Source organism: Streptomyces coerulescens (assembly GCF_042657965.1).
Lineage (GTDB): Bacteria > Actinomycetota > Actinomycetes > Streptomycetales > Streptomycetaceae > Streptomyces > Streptomyces coerulescens.
On record NZ_JBHSKM010000044.1, the window covers coordinates 313,167 to 330,610 of the forward strand.

The following is a 17,444-nucleotide window of genomic DNA, read 5'->3' on the forward strand; positions in this document are numbered from 1 at the left end:
AGGGGCCAGACCAGGAAAGCAGCATGACCGACGAAACAACTCCTCCCCTGTACCTGCGGGGCCGCTTCGCCCCGGTCCCCGACGAGCACAGCGCCGCCGGTCTCACCGTGCGGGGTTCGTTGCCACCCGAGCTCGACGGCCGCTATCTGCGCAACGGCCCCAACCCGCTGCCCGGCGAGGACAAAGGGCACTGGTTCGCCGGACCCGGCATGCTGCACGGCATCCGGCTGAGTGACGGCCGCGCCGAGTGGTACCGCAACCGGTGGGTGCGCACCCGGGAGTTGGAGGGACATCCGTTCATCCGCCCGGACCTCAGCGTCGATCTCGCCGCGACTCCGGCCAACACCCACGTGATCCGGCACGCCGGCATCGTGCTCGCCCTGTGCGAGGTGGGGCTTCCTTACTGGGTGACCCCGTCGCTGAAGACCGTCGGGCCGTACGACTTCTTCGGACGGCTGACCACCGCGATGACCGCGCACCCCAAGGAGGACCCGGTCACCGGTGAACTGCACCTGTTCGGGACCGGATTCACCCCGCCGTACCTCACGTACCACCGGGTCACCGCGGAGGGCGACCTGCTCGACAGCCGGCCGATCGAGGTACCGGGCCCGACGATGATGCACGACTTCGCCATCACCGAGCATCACATCGTCTGGCTGGACCTGCCTGTCGTCTTCGACCCCGAACTTGCCGGGGGCGGCGGAATGCCGTACCGGTGGGACGACGCCTACGGTGCGCGGCTCGGGGTCATGTCCCGCACACCTGGCAGCACGGATGTGCGGTGGTACGACGTCGATCCCTGTTACGTCTTCCATGTCGGCAACGCTCATGAGGACGTACACGGGCGGATCCTGCTGGACGCGGTGCGCTACGACCCCGACGCCTTCCGGCGCAGTTGGTCGGACATCGGCGGCCCCACCTCACCGGGCCGGCCAGCCGGCGCGCGGGAGCCGCTTCACAGCGGGGCCCCCTCCGTCCTGCACCGCTGGATCCTGGACCCTGCCACCGGCCAGGTCACCGAGACCCAACTCAACGACCGCGCAGCCGAGTTCCCCACCCACAACGAGACACTCACCGGGCGCTTCCACCGTTACCCGTACACGGTCTCCGACGACGGCATCACCAAGCACGACCTCGCGCGTCACACCGCGCACACCCACGAGACGCCCAGCAGCCGCTACGCCGGCGAGGCGGTCTTCGTACCGGCGGCTGACAGCGCGGGTGAGGACGAGGGCTGGCTGCTGTCGCTCGTCTCGGACGACCACGGCGCGGCGGGCGAACTGCTCGTACTCGACGCCCGGGAACTGGCCGTTCAGGCGGTCGTGGAGCTGCCGCTCCCCGTCCCCGCCGGTTTCCACGGCAGCTGGCTGCCGGAGCCGTCCTGACCGGGGCATGATGCAAAGCAAGCACTCCGAGCGTCTCGGCCGGCGGCCGAGGCCCTGCGGACGCGCACCACGTCACTACGGAGGCGTTCGCACACCATGACAGCCCTCAACCTCCCGCCCACGGACGAGGAACTCACCCGCCGGGCGGCGCTCGGACTGCTGCTGGCCCGCCACCAGGCGCCGATGCGGGCGGTGGCGCTGAGCCTGCTCGGCTACGGCCCCGACGCGGAGGACGCGGTGCAGGACGCGGCACTGACCGCGCTGCGTCGCATCGGCGACGTACGAGACCCCGCCGCCGTGGGCGCGTGGCTGAAGGCGATCGTGCGCAACAGCTGCCGCATGCGACTGCGCGCCGGCCGGGAGACACCGGGCCTGGAGGGTCTCGACCACCTGTACGCGCGCGACCACGGCCCGGCGTACCCCTCGCACCCCGAGCGGGTGGTCGACCAGCATGCGATGCGCGACTGGATCTGGGACGCGGTGGAACAACTGCCCGAGCAGCTGCGGCTGGTGCTGATGCTGCGCCACTTCAGCGGCATCACCTCCTACCGGGAGATCGCGCACGCCTGCGAGATCCCGGTCGGCACCGTGCGCAGCCGCCTCAACCAGGCCCGGACCAAGGTCGCCCAAGTACTGCTGACGACCGCCGCACACGTACACGACGACGCCTCCCGGCTCACCGAGGACAGCCGGCAGGAGGCCGAGGCCACGCTGGAGGGCGCCCGCCGCGGCTGTCAGCCCAGGGAGATCCTGGAGCTCTGGCCGGCGGAGACCGAACTGCTCGGCGTCCTGAGCACGCCGGGCGAACGCTGCCACCCCATCCCGGCCATGAGACGGAACCGGGAAAAGGGCGTGACCCAGCATCTGCGCCACGTGGTGGCCAGCCGCTCCATCACCATCTGGGAAATGGACGTCACCAACCCCGCCGGCATCCCCGCCCCCTGCCCGCCGACCCTCACCTGGCTCATGCTCCGCCGCAACAGGCGAGTTCAGACACTCCGCGTGATCTTCCCCGAGCCGCAGCGATGAGGGACGGACGGAAATCGGCGTAGGAGGGTTCCGGCGGCCTGCCACGGCCGGTCGGTCCACTCTGTGCCGACTGGCCCTGTCCCGGCGGCGTGGACTCGGCTGGGATGGACCCGCTTCCGCCGGCCGGTGGAGGCGCGGGATCCACATCTGCCGCGACCGAAAGGCACTCGATGGCCATGCCGCGTACACGCTCATTCGTGCAAGTCGACGTGTTTTCCACCAGCCCTTATCGAGGCAACCCGGTCGCGGTCGTCCTGGACGGGACGGACCTGGCCGATGAGGAGATGCAGCGCCTGGCACGCTGGACGAATCTGTCCGAGACCACGTTCGTCCTGCCTCCGACGACTCCCGAGGCGGACTACCGACTGCGCATCTTCACGCCGCAGGACGAGCTGCCGTTCGCCGGGCACCCCACCCTCGGCTCCGCGCGCGCCTGGCTGGACCGGGGCGGCAAGCCTCAGCACGCCGACCGGATCGTGCAGGAGTGTGCGGCCGGCCTGATCACTGTCCGCCTCGGCGAGGACGCCCTGTCCTTCGCCGCCCCACCACGGGTCCGCGACGGCGCCCTCGACGACCACTACCTCGATCAGATCGTGACGGCGTTCGGCATCACCCGTGACCAGGTCCTGGCTCACCAGTGGGTGGACAACGGGCCCGGGTGGGCAGTGGTGGAGCTGGCCACCGCGGACGAGGTACTCGCCCTCGAACCCGACCTGTCCCTCATCCCGACTGCGATGGTCGGCGCGATCGGTGCCCACCCCGAGGGATCCGAGCACCGCTTCGAGATGCGAACCTTCGCCCCCGGCGCAGGGGTGGCCGAAGACCCCGCGTGCGGCAGCATGAACGCCGGTGTCGGCCAGTGGCTCTCCTCGTCGGCCACCGCACCCTCCACCTACCGGGTCTCCCAGGGCACGAGACTGGGAAGAGCCGCCAGCATCGAGATCACCGCCGACGCCGACGGCACCGTCTGGGTCGGCGGAGCCGCCACCGTCTGCATCCGCGGCACCATCACCCTCTGACCGTCCCCGGCCTGCTCTCGCAACCGTTGCCGGAGCGCGGGCGGCAGGGCGGCGATCCATGCGAGGGACCAGGCTGTCAGGTGGTGTCGGCGGAGAGCGTCTTCATGGTGACGTAGCTGGTCACCGTGGCCACGCCGGGCAGGGTGGCCAACTGGTTGGCGTGGAAGTCCTCGTAGGCGGGCAGGTCGGCCACCTCGACCTGAAGCAAATAGTCGAAATTGCCGGTGATGTGGTGGCAGGCGATCACCTCGGGCAGTTGGGTGACCCCACGCTCGAACGCGACCACGTCCGGGCGGGTGTGCCGCGTCAGCCGCACGCCCGCGAAAACCCGCAGACTGCGGCCGACCGCGGCGGGGTCGATCAGCGCCCGGTAACCGCGGATCACGCCGGCTTCCTCCAACTGCCGCACGCGCCGCAGACAGGGAGATGGCGACAGCCCGACCCGGGCGGCCAGCTCGTTGTTACTGATCCGACCGTTCTGTTCGAGCACGGCCAGAATCGACCGGTCAACCGCATCCATGGTGGCAGATTATTGCGCCAGGCCGTCGACTACCACAACTGTGCACCCACAATGGGCGCAATTTACTGCCGAAGTTGCCGTGGTCAGCCCATTTCCGTGCGTCGGTCGCCCAGGCTTGATGGCGTCACCTCAGCGGTCCACGGAAGGGCAGGCCATGCCAGGTAAGAGCACCATCACGGTCCACGCCGATCGCGAGATCCATCCCAGCCGCGCCGTGGCACCGCCCATCTACCAGACGGCGACGTTCTGGGCCGAGGACGGCGAGACGTTCGCGCAGGGCGCCGTCGAACCGCGCGGCAAGGACTTCTACACCCGCTTCGGCAACCCCAACCACGCCCAGGTCGCGGCGGTCGTCGCCGAGCTGGAGGGCACCGAGGCGGCCATGGTCACCGCGTCCGGAATGGCCGCGCTCACCACCGCCGCGCTGGCCCTGGTCTCCGCCGGTGACCATGTCATCGGGCAGAAGTCCACCTACGGCGGCACCGGCTCGGTGCTGCTGAACCTGCTCCCGCGCCTGGGCGTGTCGACCACCCTGGTCGACCAGACCGACCCCGAGGCGTTCGCAGAGGCACTGACCCCCAACACCCGCCTGATCCTGGTGGAGTCGCCCAGCAATCCGCTGCTGCAGATCACCGATCTGCGCGCCGTCGCGGACCTGGCCCGCGCCCACGACGTGCTGACCATGGCGGACAACACCTTCGCCACCCCGCTGAACCAGCGCCCGGCGGACCTCGGCATCGACCTGGTCTGGCACAGCGCGACCAAGTACCTCAACGGCCACTCCGACGTCTCCGCCGGAGTGATCGCCGGACCCGCCGAGCTCCTCAACAGGATCTGGGACGTCGGCCTGCTCACCGGCGCCACCCTCGGCCCCATCGACGCCTGGCTACTGCTGCGCGGCATACGCACCCTGCCGCTGCGCGTGCCACGACACAACGCCAACGGCCAGGCCCTCGCCGAGGTGCTGCAGGAGCATCCCGCCGTGGCCAAGGTGCACTATCCCGGTCTGGCGACCCACCCGCAGCACAAGCTGGCCGCCGACCAGATGAGCGGCTTCGGCGGGGTGCTCGGCATCGAGTTCACCGGCGGCTTCGAGATGGCCGACGCCTTCCTCGGCCGACTGCGCTACTCCTTGCGGTCGGCCAGCCTCGGCGGCGTGGAATCCCTCGCCGTGCACCCGGCGTCCATGTGGCGCGGGATGCTCACCGAGGATCAGATCGCCGAGTCGGTTCCGCTGGGCCTGGTCCGGCTGGCCGCGGGCAGCGAGGACACCGCCGACCTGGTCGCCGACGCACTTGCCGCAGCCGACGCCGTACACACCACCGAGGCTCGTGCCTGAACCACCCCCAGCGCCTGATCTACGCGGCCGCGACCGGGATCGCCGAGATCGGCGCAACATGATCTTGAACGAGGAACGTGCCCGTGAAGGAGTACACCCAATGAAGACCCTGCTCACCGGTGGCGCCGTGGTCAGTATGGACCCGGCCGTCGGCGACCTCGCCCGCGGTGACGTGCTGATCGAGGACAGCGTGATCGTCGAGGTGGCCGAACGGATCGACGCGCCGGACGCCAACGTGATCGACGCGACCGACCGGATCGTCATGCCCGGCTTCGTCGACAACCACCGCCACAACTGGCAGACCGCATTCCGCGGCACCGGCGCGGACTGGACGTTCGCCGAGTGGGCGACGGCCATGCACGTCACGGTCAAGCCCCACTACACACCCGAGGACGTCTACACAGCCACCCTGCTCGGACGCCTGGAGGCCCTGCACTCCGGCATCACGACCATGTTGGACTGGTACCACGTCGCCCAGGGCCCCGAACACGAGGACGCCGCCGTCGCCGCACTGCGCGACGCTCCCGGACGGTCGATCTTCTGCCTCGGCGCCGGCTGGGCCACCCCCACTCCCGTCGACGCGGACATCCGCCGCGTCCGCTCCCAGCTGACCGGGGACGGCCTCGTCACCATGGCGTTCGGGCTACGCGGGGCCGAGGACACCGGCATGGACACTCTCGCCCGCGAACTGAATCTCGCGGAAGAGCTCGGCCTGCGGACCAGCCTGCACATCGCCTCCGACGGCACCCAGCGCCCGGTCGCCGATCTCCACGAGCACGGCCTGCTGAGGGACACCACCACGTTCGTGCATGCCAACGGCATCAGCGACGAAGAGCTGCGGATGCTCGCCGACGCGGGCAGCTCCATCTCGGTCAGCCCGGACGTCGAGCTGAAGATGGGCTTCGGATCGCCGATGACCGGCCGGGCCCTGGCCGCCGGCCTGCGCCCGACACTGTCCATCGATGTCGTCCCGTCGGTCGCCGGAGACATGTTCTCCGCGATGCGTGCCGCCTTCGCCGCCCAGCGCGGTCTGGACGGCGGTCTGCGCTCCCGCGACCTGCTGCAGTTCGCCACCGTAAATGCCGCCCAGTCGTGCGGACTCGACACCCGGACGGGCAGCATCACCCCCGGAAAGGACGCCGATATCATTCTGCTGCGCGCCGACGACCTGACCGTTTTCCCGGTCACTGAACCGGTCGCCACCATCGTCAGCGCAGGCCACCCCGGCCTGGTGGACACCGTCCTCGTCGCCGGTCGCGTCGTCAAACGCGACGGCGTGCTGGTGAACGTGGACCTGCGGGCCCTGCGAAACCGACTGGTGGAATCACGCAACCGCATCGCGGCAGCCGCCCGCGTTCCCCTCGACGGCACATGGCACCCACAGCCGGAATCGAAGTAGGAGAACCCTTCAACCGGACCGACGCGCCGGCCGATCCGTAACTGCCGGCGACGCCGCTGCATGCGGCCATGCCCCTCCTCCCATTGAGAAGGCGCAGTGGCCCAAGGGGAGCTGATGGGCTGGGGCAGCGGTTGCGTGGTGACTCTCTTCATTGCCGGCAGGTGGCGGAGACGATGTAGTCGACGACATCCTCCGCGCTGGAGCGCTGCCGGTGGGCGATGCGTTGGCGGTCGGCGCCGGTTCCTTCGGTCCGTAGGCGCCGCCACTGCTCTCGCACCAGGTCGAGATCTTGGTGCCGGCGGAGTGCTGGGGTGATGGTCCGCAGCAGTCGTTCGATCAGGGTGGTCTGGTCAGTCAGCCGACCGGTGAGCGGATCGATGCCGCTTCCTGCGAGTCCGTCGCGTGCCGCGCGCCAGTGGGCCGCACGCAAGACCTCTGGCACGGGGCGTGGGGCTGCCTCGCCGGCCTGGACGGCGGTGAGGGCGGTGGCGGTCAGGGCTCGGGCGACCGCGGTGAGCAGGAGGGTGTCCTCGGGGGTCAGGGCGGCGTCGGCGACGCGGATCTCGATGGTGGGCAGGTGGTGGGAAGGGCGGATGTCCCAGTACAAGCCGCCACGGTCGATGAGTGCCTCGGCTTCGAGCAAGGTGTGGACGAGGTCGTCGAAGTGCGCGGGAGACTCGAAGTACGGGGGCGGGCCGGAGACGGGCCAGCGTCCCCAGGTGGTGGTGCGCCAGCTGGCGTATCCGGTGTCCTGACCTGCCCAGAAAGGGGAGTTCGCCGCGAGCGCGGTCAGGGTCGGCAGCCACAGCCGCAGGTGGTTGCTTACGTAGACGGCGGCACGGGAGTCGGGCAGACCGACGTGGATGTGGCAGGCGCATGCGATCTGCTCATCGTCCAAGGAGCGGAAATGACCGGCGCTTCGTGCGAAGCGGGCGCCTGGTGTGATGGGGACAGGGGCCTTCTGGCCGAAAACCGGTGTGCCGGTGGAAGCGATGCGCAGACCGAGGCGGGCGGCGGCGCGAGCGGCCGTCGCTCTGTGGGAGCGGATCTGGTCGTTGGCCTCTTTCAAGCAGACGTGCGGGTCGGTGCGCAGTTCAACCTGGTAGCGGGTCAGTTCGGTGCCTACCCGGTCGCCGAGTTCGCGGGAGGCTTCGCCCACGACCTGGGGACCCTGAGGGCTGGGGGCTCGGGTGGCCGGATCGATCAGGAGGACTTCCTCTTCGATCCCGACCGTGAGTGCGGTGGGAGTGCGGCCCAACCCGGTGGGGAGGACTGGCGCGGGAGCGTCTGTCGGGGCTGGCTCACTGTCATGTTGACTGCGCATAGTGATGAAACTGTCTCAGACGGTATCGGGTCGGGGTAAGGCAACGGCGTTCGTCGGCAGTTGAGGAGCACGGCGTGCTTGAACAGACCGAGGTCCTGGTAGTCGGCGGCGGCCCGGCAGGTGCGACCGCAGCGGCCCTACTGGCCCGTCAGGGCTACCGGGTGACCGTTTTGGAACGGGAACGGTTCCCGCGCTACCACATCGGAGAATCGCTGCTGCCGTCCCTGCTACCGGTGCTGGACGTGCTCGGAGCACGCGAGGCAGTCGAGGCCCACGGCTTCGTCCGCAAGCGCGGCGCGTTCTACGGCTGGGGTGGCCAGGAGTGGGCGCTGGGCTTCGACGAGCCCGGCAGGCCGGCCCCGTACAGCTTCCAGGTGATCCGTTCCCAATTCGACCAACTGCTGCTGGAGCACGCCCGCGCGCAGGGAGCCGACGTACGTGAAGAGACCCGCGCGGCACGAGTCACGTTCGAAGACGGCAGCGAACACAGCTCCAACCACCGGGCAGTGGAAGCGTCCTGGACCGCCCGGGATGGCACTGAGGGGCGAATCCGCTTCGGCCAGCTCGTCGACGCCTCCGGCCGCGCAGGCCTTCTTGCCGCCCGGCAACTGCGCACCAGGCGCGCCCACGACGTCTTCCGCAACGTGGCGACATGGAGCTACTGGCGCGGCGCTGCACCTCTCGCCGCCGCACCCAGCGGCGCGATCGGGGTATTTTCCCTGCCGGACCACGGATGGCTGTGGGCCATACCGCTGCACGACGGCACCCTCAGCGTCGGCCTGGTCACCGACCATCATTCCTTCTCCCGAGCCAGGCATGCGGCGAAAGGCTCACTCCAGAGCGTCTACGACCAGGCCATCACCCGCTGCCCCCTGCTGGCCGGCATGCTGACCAACGCACGGCAGGTCACATCACTGAAGACCGAGCGGGACTACTCCTACGTCAGCAAGGCGTTCGGCGGACCCGGCTACTTCCTCGCCGGAGACGCCGCCTGCTTCCTCGACCCTCTGCTGTCCACCGGAGTGCACCTGGCCATGTACAGCGGTCTGCTCGCCGCCGCCTCGATCAGCAGCGTGCTGAGAGGCGACGTCGACGAACTCGACGCCCGCGCCTTCTACCAAACGGCCTACCGACACGCCTACGAGCGGCTCCTCATCCTGGTCAGCGCCTTTTACCGCATCCACGACGGCCGCGACACCTACTTCCGCACCGCCCAGCAACTCAGCAGGCGCGACCAAGCACGACTACGCCTGCACGAAAGCTTCCTCAACATCATCACCGGCGCCGAAGACCTCCACGACACCCAGACCGACGACGCCGTCGACACCTTCCTCCACGCTGTGCGGCATCCCGTCAACGACCGACCTGCGCAGGGCCTCGCAGGGCACGGGACAAGCGACCTGCTCCCCCTGCCCACCACCCCCCGGCACGCCACCGCCGGCCTCTACCTCCAGCTTCACCCGCACCCCCGCCTCCACAGCTCAACCGACACCACCTGACGACGTCTCGGTTCTCCGTCCGTTCGTCGCGCCTTGGAAGTCCAACTCGCCGCACCAGGCGTGCCGACAGGCCGGCGCGACACCGAACACTCCTGACGAGCCGCCCTTCGCCGCGATTGGCCCGGTACGGGGCGACGGCATCGGGAGACAGGTGGCCGGCGAGTGGGCGGGCTGTGAGTCGGCGGTGCCGCGAGAGGCGCTCGGGCCCGAGCTGTACGAGGCCGTACCGGCCATCCGCCGCACGGAGGCGGAGCTGTTCGCGATGTTCACCGACGCGGACGTCATCAAGGCCGTCCGCTGGCGGTATTGACTGGCTAATCCTCGGGCTCCCAGGCGATCAGCTGCTCGAACTCCTGCTGGTCGCCCTCGATCTTCAGGTCGCTCAGCGTGAGGCGGCCCCAGACGAAGAGGAGCAGCTGCTCGGCCGTGCCGGTGGCCGCAGCGGAGGCGGGCGCGGCGTCGTCCGTGAGGGGTGCGGGCCAGGCGCCGGTGCCGTCCAACGCGAGGAGCCAGGAGCGGCCCTCGGTGGCGTGGTAGTGGATGGTGGCGGCCTCGTGCGGCCAGGCCGCCGGGGTGGAGTTGCAGGTGTCGAGAAACTCGGCCACGCCGTCGATCGCGACGTCCGCCGGCATCGGCTGCACGGCGCCTGCGGCGAGCTGGGCGTCGTAGGTGTGCACCAGCACCTCGTGCACCCGGCGCCGGGCAACGCCCCAGGCGTTCGCCGGCGACACGCCGGCGCACCACCACGCCCAGCACTCGCGCTCCGGGCCGGCCTCGCGCAACGCGCTCAGCAGCAGCTCGTTCGACTCGGCGTACCAGGCCAGCAGCGCCCCGAGCTCGCGCGGCGCCTCCGCGGCATCCTTGTCCGGCGGAGCCTCGGCCGGGCCCGCAGCGACGATCGCGGCCCACCAGCGCTGGCCCGTACCCAGGTGCTGCACCAGATCGAACAACGTCCACTCGGGGCAGGACGGCACCGGCGCGTCAAGGCTGGGCGAGGCGGCAACCGCACTCCGGAACGCGGCCGACCGCTCGTCGATCCGTTGCAGCAGGGTGGAAAACTCAAGACTCTCTGTCACATCGCATACCTATCACCCCAGCTCAGCCGACCACATCCTCTTTTCCAGGCCGTCAGCTGCGGGAGTTGGAGCACCCAACAGAAAGCCTGGTCGTAGCCATATCCCCTTCCTGGCAGGCTCGTTGAACGAGCCTGGAGTATCTACATCCTCGACGTGACACGCTGGGCGATCTCAGCCCGCAGCGATTCGTACTCCGGCATGAGCAGAGCGATGACCTCGGCGTCGTGGTCCTGGCTCTTCTGCTGTGCCATGCCTCCCCCAACGGCCGACCCACATCTGCCCCTGGCTTTCCCCAGCCCTGTGAAGCCAACCCGCATTCAAGGAAGACCTGCGCCCACCCGCCGAGTTACCGACTGCTCTCCATCGGCAATGCCGGACGCACCGGCATCCTGCTTCGCGCCGAACGCGATGACGCGACCCACGCCCGCCGCCGGGCCGAGCGCACCATGGCACGATTGCGTGCGGGCGGCCCCCTACTGCAGGCCATCAGCGAGGCTGCACCCCCTCCGCCGCCAGCCGTCACACCCCCGGCCCGGCTACGAATCCCACCACCGCCACCGCCGCTTCCTCCTCACCTGCAGGCTTCCTCATCAGGCGGAAGGCGGACGCGCCCGACGCCGCGATAACCGAGAAGTCGGCCGTGGCTACCGGCTTTCATTCGCGGGGCGCTGGGCTTCGGCCCGGTGGTGAAGCGGGTCTTCAGCCCGCTCTGGCCTCGGCCCGGAGCATGGATCTGCGCGGCTGACCTCAGCTCAGACGGGCCGGTTCTGCTGCTCGATGTATTGCTTCACCATCGACAGGGGTGCACCCCCAACCGATCCGGCGAAGCAGGAGCCGACCAGAGGCGTTGTGCCCGCCAGTAGTGCCGGACCAGTTCCGGGTACTCCTGGCGGAGCCGCCGGGATGAGACGCCCTTGAGCGAGTTGAGTCCGCGTGTACCCGAACGGGCCCTAGCGTGGCAGGAAGCCGTACCCGAAGATCTGAGACCTGTCCAAGCAGGTCATCACCGGGCTCCCTCCAAGGCTCCCGCAGGGCACCGAAGATCCAAGAAGCCCCGGTTCAAGAGCCGCAAGGACAACCGGCTGGCTGTACGGTTCACCGCGAACGCCCGATGGTCCCTCGCCGCCGGCAAGGATCTGCGCCTGCCGAAGATCGGGGACGTGCGGGTGAATTGGTCCCGTACGCTGCCGTCCGTGCCGTCCACGGTGACTGTGATCAAGGATGCGGCCGGTCGTTACTTCTGCTCCTTCGTCGTGGAGACCGACCTCGAACACCTTGCAGCTGTGGCTTCCGAGGTTGGCATAGACCTCGGCCTGGGCCATTCGCCGTCCTCTCCGACGGCACAAAGATCGACAGCCCGCGCTTCCTGCGCCGGGCCGAGAAACGACTCAAGCGCGCACAACAGGCCCTCTCCCGAAAGGAGAAGGGCAGCAACAACAGGGACAAGGTCCGGCTTCGTCTCGCCCGCGCTCACGCACGGGTGGCCGATGCGCGCCGCGAGTTCCACCACCAGCTCTCTACCAGCTCTCCACCAAGCTGATCCGCTAGAACCAAGCGGGCGCCGGATGGTCCGCGTTCACGGCCATGCTCGAATACAAGGCCGCCCGGTTTGGGCGCACCCTCGTACGCATAGGCCGGTTCGAGCCCACCTCTCAGGTCTGCTCGGCTGCGGCGCCAAGGACGGCCCCAAACCCCTCCACGTCCGCGAACGGACATGCAACGAGGGCGGGACCGTCCTGGGCCAGGACATCAACGCTGCGGTCAACCTCGCCAAGGCGGCCGGACTGGCCGTGTCAGCCCGTGGAGCGCAGGTAAGGCTGGAAGCCCTGGTCCCGGCACAGCGCCGTGAAGCGGGAACTCACCGAGACGGTCAGACGACCGTGGCCGGAATCCCCGCCCTTCAGGGCGGTGGAGCGGAAGTCATTCGTACCGGTACTTCAGCGAATCCGCCTCCACCTGCTCGATGTCAGCGATCGTCAGCTCCGGCATCCGCAGCTGGGCCAGCGTCACCTCGGCCGAGGTCGGCTGGGCGTCCGCCGGCAGCCACTGCTCCGGCTTCCAGGCCGCGCTGCGCAGGAGCGACTTGGGGCAGTGCGGGTACACCTCCTCGATCCCCACCACCAGCGCACTGGCCGGCGGCTTGCCCACGGCGGTCAGTTGCGACAGCAGCTCCGGGCGGGTGGAGACGCAGGCCCGGCCGTTCACCCTGAGCGTCGTGGTGCGCCCCGGGATGACGAACAGCAGCCCGGCCCGTCCGGTGGCGACCACGTTCTGCAGGGTGTCGAGACGCTTGTTGCCGGTCGCGTCGGGTATCGCCACCGTCCGTGCGTCCAGGACGGCGACGAACCCTGCGGGGCCGCCGCGCGGAGAAACGTCGCAGTTGCCGTCGGCGTCCGCGCTGGCGACCAGGACCAGCGACGAGCATCCGATCAACCGCTGGGTCTGCTCGGTGAGCTCGGTCATCTGCTTGCGTACGGCCGCGTCGTTGGGGAGTCCGTAAGTCTGGCGCAGGGTCTCCTGGTCGTGCACGGCGTCGAGGCGGAGCGAGTCGAATGCACTGCTGGCAGGGAGTGGCGTCATACCTCCGACCCTACGGGGCCGACTTGTGATTGATCCTTGGTGGGCGAGTGCGGGGACATGGAGACGGTTGCGCCCGCTGATCCACCGCCCTGCCGAACCCGCAGGCCACCAAAGCCCGAGATCACTTGCAGGTCAGCCAGTCAGGGGGACCGGGCGGCTCACAGGCTTCCTGGCGGATCTTGAACGCCCAGCTGTTCCAGGCATGACGTCGTAGACACGCCTCAACCGGCTGATGCGAGCTCACTCAATCGCTGCTGTGTCTCGCGGAGTTCGACTTGCCTGGCGTTGAGGCGTCTGGCCAGAGAATCCAGCTCAGCCCGCAGTTCCGGGCACATCTCCAGCGAAATGCCGTGATCTCCGCCGCGAGCGCAGTCGAGGTATCGCTGGATGATCGAGGTTCCCAAGCCTGCGGAGATCATCACTCTGATCTGCGCTACGCGCGTGACGTCGGATGCGGAGTAGTTCCGGTACCCGCTGCTGTTGCGGGCCGGGACCAGTAGTCCTCGGTCCTCGTAGTGGCGCAGCGCTCGCGCGCTCACCCCGGTCAGCTCGGCGAGCTCGCTGATCAGCACCGTCGATTCCTCCTCATCGGCTTGACCTTCACGCTGACGTGAACCCATACCGTCCCGCGGCATGACACCTGCAACAACCCGGCAGCGCGCCTCGATCATCCACGGCTACGGCGCGACCCCCGAAGACCACTGGTTCGGCTGGCTGGCCGAGCAACTCCGAGCGGACGGCATCCCGACCACGATCCCTGCCCTTCCGACCCCGCAAGCCCCAGACCCCGCACAGTGGACGGACGCCGTGCGCACCGACCTGGGAACGCTTGACGAGCACTCGATCGTTGTCGCACACAGCCTGGGCTGCCTCACCGTGCTGCGTCATCTGCGCTCCCTGCCGAGCCCCTGGCGCCTTGGCACCCTCGTGCTGGTCTCCGGCTTCGTCGACCAACTGCCCGCGCTTCCGGACCTGAACGCCTACATCGGAGACGGCTGTGACGTGACGGGACTCGGCAGCCACATCGATCGACTCACGGTCATCCGGTCGGACGCAGACCCCTACGTACCGCCCGGCCACACCGACCGTCTTGCCGACCTACTCGGAACCTCCGCACAGATAGTCCCCGGAGCAGGGCATTTCCTCGCTTCTGACGGCGTCGCTTCGCTGCGCGAAGTTCGTGAAGCCATCGCGTGGTAATGGCTCGAACCGAACTGCACGGCAATGCCCACTGCCCGTCACACCCAAATCGTGCCAGGACGCGGAAATGCCGGGGCGCAGAAGGGGAGCAGGACCGCTGGTCACGGTGTCGTGCCTGAGGGTTCCGGCGTGTCCGGGCTGATCGCGGTGAGCCCACGGTCCACGGCGTACGTCTGCCCGCCGCGCCCGATGTTGGCCTGGGCGCGGCGGTAGGCGCGTCGGCCCGGTGGATCCGCGGTGCGGTTCTGCTCGTCCCGACGGGCCGTCAACTCCGTGAGGACGGCTCGGACTTCGTCGACCGGCAGCACCGGAAGGTCCACCGTCCGAGTCTGCCGGGCGGCTGTCTGCACCTCCAGATAGGCGTTCGCACAGGCCGTCGCGTGGGTCATGCGCTGCGGCGCGTTCACCGTGGTCATCACGGCGCTGAGCCCGGCGGAGACGAGCGCGAGGACGCCTGCCGCCACGCGCCCCGTCGATTCGACCAACACGGTCGTACCGGCCACCGCGGCCAGCAGGCTGGTGGGGATACCCAACATCAGGTGCACGCCCCGCCAGTGCTTGGCGGTCTCGAACTGCATCTGGGCGCTGTACATGGCGCTTTCCTCGAGGCGTCGCAGTTCGTCGGCGATCGCCGCCCGCCGAGCCCCGGGGGCAACTTGTGAGCTGTCGGCCATGGTGTCTCCTCGTCGTCCGTGTCAGCCGGCGATGTCCTCCCGGTAGAGCCGGAGGGCCACGGGTACGGAGTGGTGGGCAGGGAGCGCCGTCGCCGCCGCGTCCCACAGGCGCTGGGTGGCGGTGGAGGAGGCACGCAGCGAGGGCAGGAGTTCGATCGCGGGGATCGTGCGCAGCGCCGCGAACGGTACGGCGGGCTCGTCCGCGACCAGTTCGAAGCGGTCCGGCGGAGCGAACAGGTCGAGGACGCCCACCAGGGATCCCTCTCGCCTGCGCAGGGCGATCCAGAGCCGGCGCGGCTCCGAGTCCGCCGTGCGGACGGACAGGGGCGCCACGAGGTCGTCGGCAGCGGCGGCCCACGTGGCCTCCTCCGCGCCGGCGGGGAACGTCAGGGTCACCCGTACGCGGCCGCCTGGGGTGTGCTCCGCTTTCGCTTCGAACAGTTCGTCGCGGACGGCCCTGCGGTAGGTGGCCCCGGTCGTACGGGCCGCCGCGGGCAGCACGGGGTCCAGTCGGAGGGACAGGGACGGCGAGTGTCCGGCCGGTGGCTCGTGCAGGCGGGAGCCGATGACCCGGGCTGTGTGCCGGAGCAGTGGATCCCGTGTGCTCAGCCGTTCGGCCAGCCGCACGAGCCCCTGGGCGGTGGCGGCGGGGATCCTCGCCGGTGGTGCGGCCAACAGGCCGGTCATCAGGGAAGCGGCCTCGTGACGCAGAGACTCCGGTGCCCGTCCTTCCCGCATACCGCGTTCCAGGACGGCCAGGGGGCCGGCCAGGCGCTTCGCCACCGGGGTGAACCAGTGGCGGAGTTCGCGGGCGGGACGCTCGACGGACCCGGTTCCGTCGAGCATGGTCAGGATGTTGCCGGCCACCAGGTCCAGGTCGGCCCAGGGCAGTGCGTGGTAGAGGGTCGCAGGTGGGTCGGTCTCGACAGCGAGCCGGTGCAGCAGGGCGTGCCTGAGGTCGGGGCTCTCTCCGCCGAGGACCCGCAGGACGTCCGGCCCCGAGGGTGGAGCGTCCCACCGCTGCTCGATGCGGGCGATCAGGTCCGTGCCCTCCTGGCTCACCGTCAGGGGCCGACCGTAGTCGTCCAGTTCGACGTAGGCCGTGCCGCGTCCGGGGTGTCGGAGCGCCAGGGCGCGGACGGCCGGACCGTCGTCCCGCCCGGCGTTGAAGCTCGTTCTTCGCCAGGCCGGGTCCTGGAACAGGGGCAGCGTCCGTGCGTCGGTGCGCTCGGCTCCGTCGTTCATGGGTCCCGTGATGCGGTGCGTGCCGGGCTCCTGGCCGGCGGTGCCGAGCCGTGCGACCCAGCGGGCGAGTGGACGGTGCTGGGCGGGGGCGGTGTCGCTCATCGCTGGTCCGCCGTCCGTACGGTGCTCCCCAGCAGTGTCTTGAGCAGGTGCTCCACGGCCGGCCCCAGCGTGCTGGCCGCGGTCGTCTGCCGGTCCGCGGGGACGTCGCCGAGGCACTCGTTGTGGAGGGCTTGCACCTGGGCCCAGGTGTGGTCGCCCCGCTCGCGGACCTGGTCGGCCAGGTCGTGGGGGAACTCGGCTGTCCAGGCGCGCAGTTCGCGTGTGTCCACGGGGCCGTCGGCTTCCCAGCGCACGAGGAATTTCACGGCCCGCAGTGCCAGAGCGGTGCGGATCAGAGGATCGGTCGATCGATCGCCGGGGACCAGGGCGCGTGCCGGGGCCGACAGGTGCAGCAATCCCCTCTCGCCCGCGTCGATGACGAGGTGGCGCTCGAAGTCGTAGAGGATGCTGTTGACGGTGAAGTCACGTTGGCGGCTGTCGGCGACGAGATCGGTGCCGGTGGCCGGGACCCCGAAGCCGCCCAGCCCCAGGCCCCGGTACTCGATCAGAGGGGTGGACAGGTCGGTGTCGAGCACGGTGCAGACCAGGGAGTCGGGGCTCACCGGGGTTCTCAGCTCGTAGGTCTCGCCGTCCTCCTCCAGCGTTTGGCGTGCCAGCTCCGCGAAGCGGCCCGCCGGTGCGGTGCCCGTCAGATCCAGGTCCCGGACCGCCTCGCGGCCGCGGCCCGCAATCAGTTCCCGGGTGGCACCGCCGCTGAGCCAGAGTTCGTGTCCTGCCGCCCGTATGGTCCGGGCGATGGGGTGGAGCACTCGCGCCCACGGCGCGGACCCGTCGACCAGGAGGTCGTTCACAGCAGCCGGGAGACACGCTGATCTGCGCGCGGCAGGGACCACGGCCGTCTCCGGCAGTCTGTCGTGAGGGAGCCTCTCGTCGCCGGGGCCTGAAGGGCGGACGGCTGGGACAGGGCGCTGTGTGGACCACGCGCCGTGGCCGTCGCCCTCCGTCAGAAGGCGGTCGTGGTGTGCGGCGGCCGGAATCCCTGCCTGTGGCGACACGTAGGTGAAGCCGAGGACGCGTTCACCGGCCACCAGG

At 69.6% G+C, this 17,444-nt stretch carries 18 protein-coding genes and 1 pseudogene; 10 read left to right on the forward strand and 9 right to left on the reverse strand.

The window, feature by feature from the left end; genetic code table 11:
- Positions 1-23 precede the first annotated feature (23 nt).
- From ACFPQ9_RS38805 to ACFPQ9_RS38815, 3 genes are all read left to right on the forward strand, one after another.
- On the forward strand, positions 24-1,385 hold the full coding sequence (locus tag ACFPQ9_RS38805) for a carotenoid oxygenase family protein (RefSeq protein WP_380863910.1): 1,362 nt from the start codon (positions 24-26) through the stop codon (positions 1,383-1,385).
- Between the two features lie 96 nt (positions 1,386-1,481).
- The gene (locus ACFPQ9_RS38810) at positions 1,482-2,414 is read left to right on the forward strand and encodes a sigma-70 family RNA polymerase sigma factor (RefSeq protein WP_380863912.1); all 933 of its coding nucleotides are present in this window, start codon (positions 1,482-1,484) and stop codon (positions 2,412-2,414) included.
- A gap of 197 nt (positions 2,415-2,611) precedes the next feature.
- Positions 2,612-3,433, forward strand: coding sequence for a PhzF family phenazine biosynthesis protein (locus ACFPQ9_RS38815; protein ID WP_380863915.1), 822 nt, complete (start codon positions 2,612-2,614; stop codon positions 3,431-3,433).
- 76 nt (positions 3,434-3,509) lie between these two features.
- Here ACFPQ9_RS38815 and ACFPQ9_RS38820 read toward each other — a convergent pair whose 3' ends face one another.
- Positions 3,510-3,953 carry an Lrp/AsnC family transcriptional regulator gene (locus tag ACFPQ9_RS38820; RefSeq protein WP_380863917.1) on the reverse strand — a complete coding sequence of 148 codons (444 nt, stop codon included), beginning with the start codon at positions 3,951-3,953 and terminating at the stop codon, positions 3,510-3,512.
- A gap of 154 nt (positions 3,954-4,107) precedes the next feature.
- Between ACFPQ9_RS38820 and ACFPQ9_RS38825 the strand changes: the two genes are divergently transcribed.
- Positions 4,108-5,292, forward strand: coding sequence for a trans-sulfuration enzyme family protein (locus tag ACFPQ9_RS38825; protein ID WP_380863920.1), 1,185 nt, complete (start codon positions 4,108-4,110; stop codon positions 5,290-5,292).
- 100 nt (positions 5,293-5,392) lie between these two features.
- Positions 5,393-6,691 carry an amidohydrolase family protein gene (locus ACFPQ9_RS38830; RefSeq protein WP_380863923.1) on the forward strand — a complete coding sequence of 433 codons (1,299 nt, stop codon included), beginning with the start codon at positions 5,393-5,395 and terminating at the stop codon, positions 6,689-6,691.
- A gap of 148 nt (positions 6,692-6,839) precedes the next feature.
- On the opposite strand, the gene ACFPQ9_RS38835 is transcribed toward ACFPQ9_RS38830, so the two are convergent.
- Positions 6,840-7,949, reverse strand: coding sequence for a carboxylate-amine ligase (locus tag ACFPQ9_RS38835; protein WP_380863925.1), 1,110 nt, complete (start codon positions 7,947-7,949; stop codon positions 6,840-6,842).
- A 140-nt stretch (positions 7,950-8,089) separates the two neighbouring features.
- Between ACFPQ9_RS38835 and ACFPQ9_RS38840 the strand changes: the two genes are divergently transcribed.
- Positions 8,090-9,514: an NAD(P)/FAD-dependent oxidoreductase gene (locus tag ACFPQ9_RS38840; protein ID WP_380863928.1), complete on the forward strand. Its 1,425-nt coding sequence runs from the start codon at positions 8,090-8,092 to the stop codon at positions 9,512-9,514.
- A gap of 151 nt (positions 9,515-9,665) precedes the next feature.
- Complete coding sequence (locus ACFPQ9_RS38845) at positions 9,666-9,824, forward strand: hypothetical protein (protein WP_380863931.1); 159 nt, start codon at positions 9,666-9,668, stop codon at positions 9,822-9,824.
- A 4-nt stretch (positions 9,825-9,828) separates the two neighbouring features.
- Here ACFPQ9_RS38845 and ACFPQ9_RS38850 read toward each other — a convergent pair whose 3' ends face one another.
- Together ACFPQ9_RS38850 and ACFPQ9_RS38855 are read right to left on the reverse strand one after the other, a co-directional pair.
- On the reverse strand, positions 9,829-10,590 hold the full coding sequence (locus tag ACFPQ9_RS38850) for a maleylpyruvate isomerase family mycothiol-dependent enzyme (RefSeq protein WP_380863934.1): 762 nt from the start codon (positions 10,588-10,590) through the stop codon (positions 9,829-9,831).
- A 752-nt stretch (positions 10,591-11,342) separates the two neighbouring features.
- Positions 11,343-11,518: pseudogene (locus ACFPQ9_RS38855) on the reverse strand (transposase); the annotation flags it as partial.
- A 183-nt stretch (positions 11,519-11,701) separates the two neighbouring features.
- On the opposite strand from ACFPQ9_RS38855, the gene ACFPQ9_RS38860 reads away from it, so the two are divergent.
- Together ACFPQ9_RS38860 and ACFPQ9_RS44735 are read left to right on the forward strand one after the other, a co-directional pair.
- Positions 11,702-12,130, forward strand: a complete 429-nt coding sequence (locus tag ACFPQ9_RS38860) for a transposase (RefSeq protein ID WP_380863937.1) — start codon at positions 11,702-11,704, stop codon at positions 12,128-12,130.
- 44 nt (positions 12,131-12,174) lie between these two features.
- Positions 12,175-12,405 (forward strand): zinc ribbon domain-containing protein, encoded by a 231-nt coding sequence (locus tag ACFPQ9_RS44735; RefSeq protein WP_465269603.1) that lies wholly within the window; start codon positions 12,175-12,177, stop codon positions 12,403-12,405.
- A gap of 105 nt (positions 12,406-12,510) precedes the next feature.
- Here ACFPQ9_RS44735 and ACFPQ9_RS38865 read toward each other — a convergent pair whose 3' ends face one another.
- A complete protein-coding gene (locus ACFPQ9_RS38865; protein ID WP_380863940.1) occupies positions 12,511-13,170 on the reverse strand; it encodes an MSMEG_1061 family FMN-dependent PPOX-type flavoprotein in 660 nt (219 codons plus the stop codon).
- Positions 13,171-13,391: 221 nt separating this feature from the next.
- A complete protein-coding gene (locus tag ACFPQ9_RS38870) occupies positions 13,392-13,742 on the reverse strand; it encodes a MerR family transcriptional regulator (protein ID WP_380863943.1) in 351 nt (116 codons plus the stop codon).
- Between the two features lie 61 nt (positions 13,743-13,803).
- On the opposite strand from ACFPQ9_RS38870, the gene ACFPQ9_RS38875 reads away from it, so the two are divergent.
- Complete coding sequence (locus ACFPQ9_RS38875) at positions 13,804-14,370, forward strand: RBBP9/YdeN family alpha/beta hydrolase (RefSeq protein ID WP_380863946.1); 567 nt, start codon at positions 13,804-13,806, stop codon at positions 14,368-14,370.
- Between the two features lie 101 nt (positions 14,371-14,471).
- Here the strand turns inward: ACFPQ9_RS38875 and ACFPQ9_RS38880 are convergent, their stop codons facing one another.
- Genes ACFPQ9_RS38880 through ACFPQ9_RS38890 form a run of 3 tightly spaced genes read right to left on the reverse strand, consistent with a single transcriptional unit; the run spans position 14,472 to position 17,203 of the window.
- Positions 14,472-15,044, reverse strand: a complete 573-nt coding sequence (locus tag ACFPQ9_RS38880; protein WP_380863949.1) for an SLATT domain-containing protein — start codon at positions 15,042-15,044, stop codon at positions 14,472-14,474.
- A gap of 21 nt (positions 15,045-15,065) precedes the next feature.
- On the reverse strand, positions 15,066-16,391 hold the full coding sequence (locus ACFPQ9_RS38885) for a hypothetical protein (protein WP_380863951.1): 1,326 nt from the start codon (positions 16,389-16,391) through the stop codon (positions 15,066-15,068).
- The gene (locus tag ACFPQ9_RS38890) at positions 16,388-17,203 is read right to left on the reverse strand and encodes a nucleotidyltransferase family protein (protein ID WP_380863954.1); all 816 of its coding nucleotides are present in this window, start codon (positions 17,201-17,203) and stop codon (positions 16,388-16,390) included. Before ACFPQ9_RS38890 ends, ACFPQ9_RS38885 begins: the two co-directional genes overlap by 4 nt.
- Between the last annotated feature and the right edge of the window lie 241 nt (positions 17,204-17,444).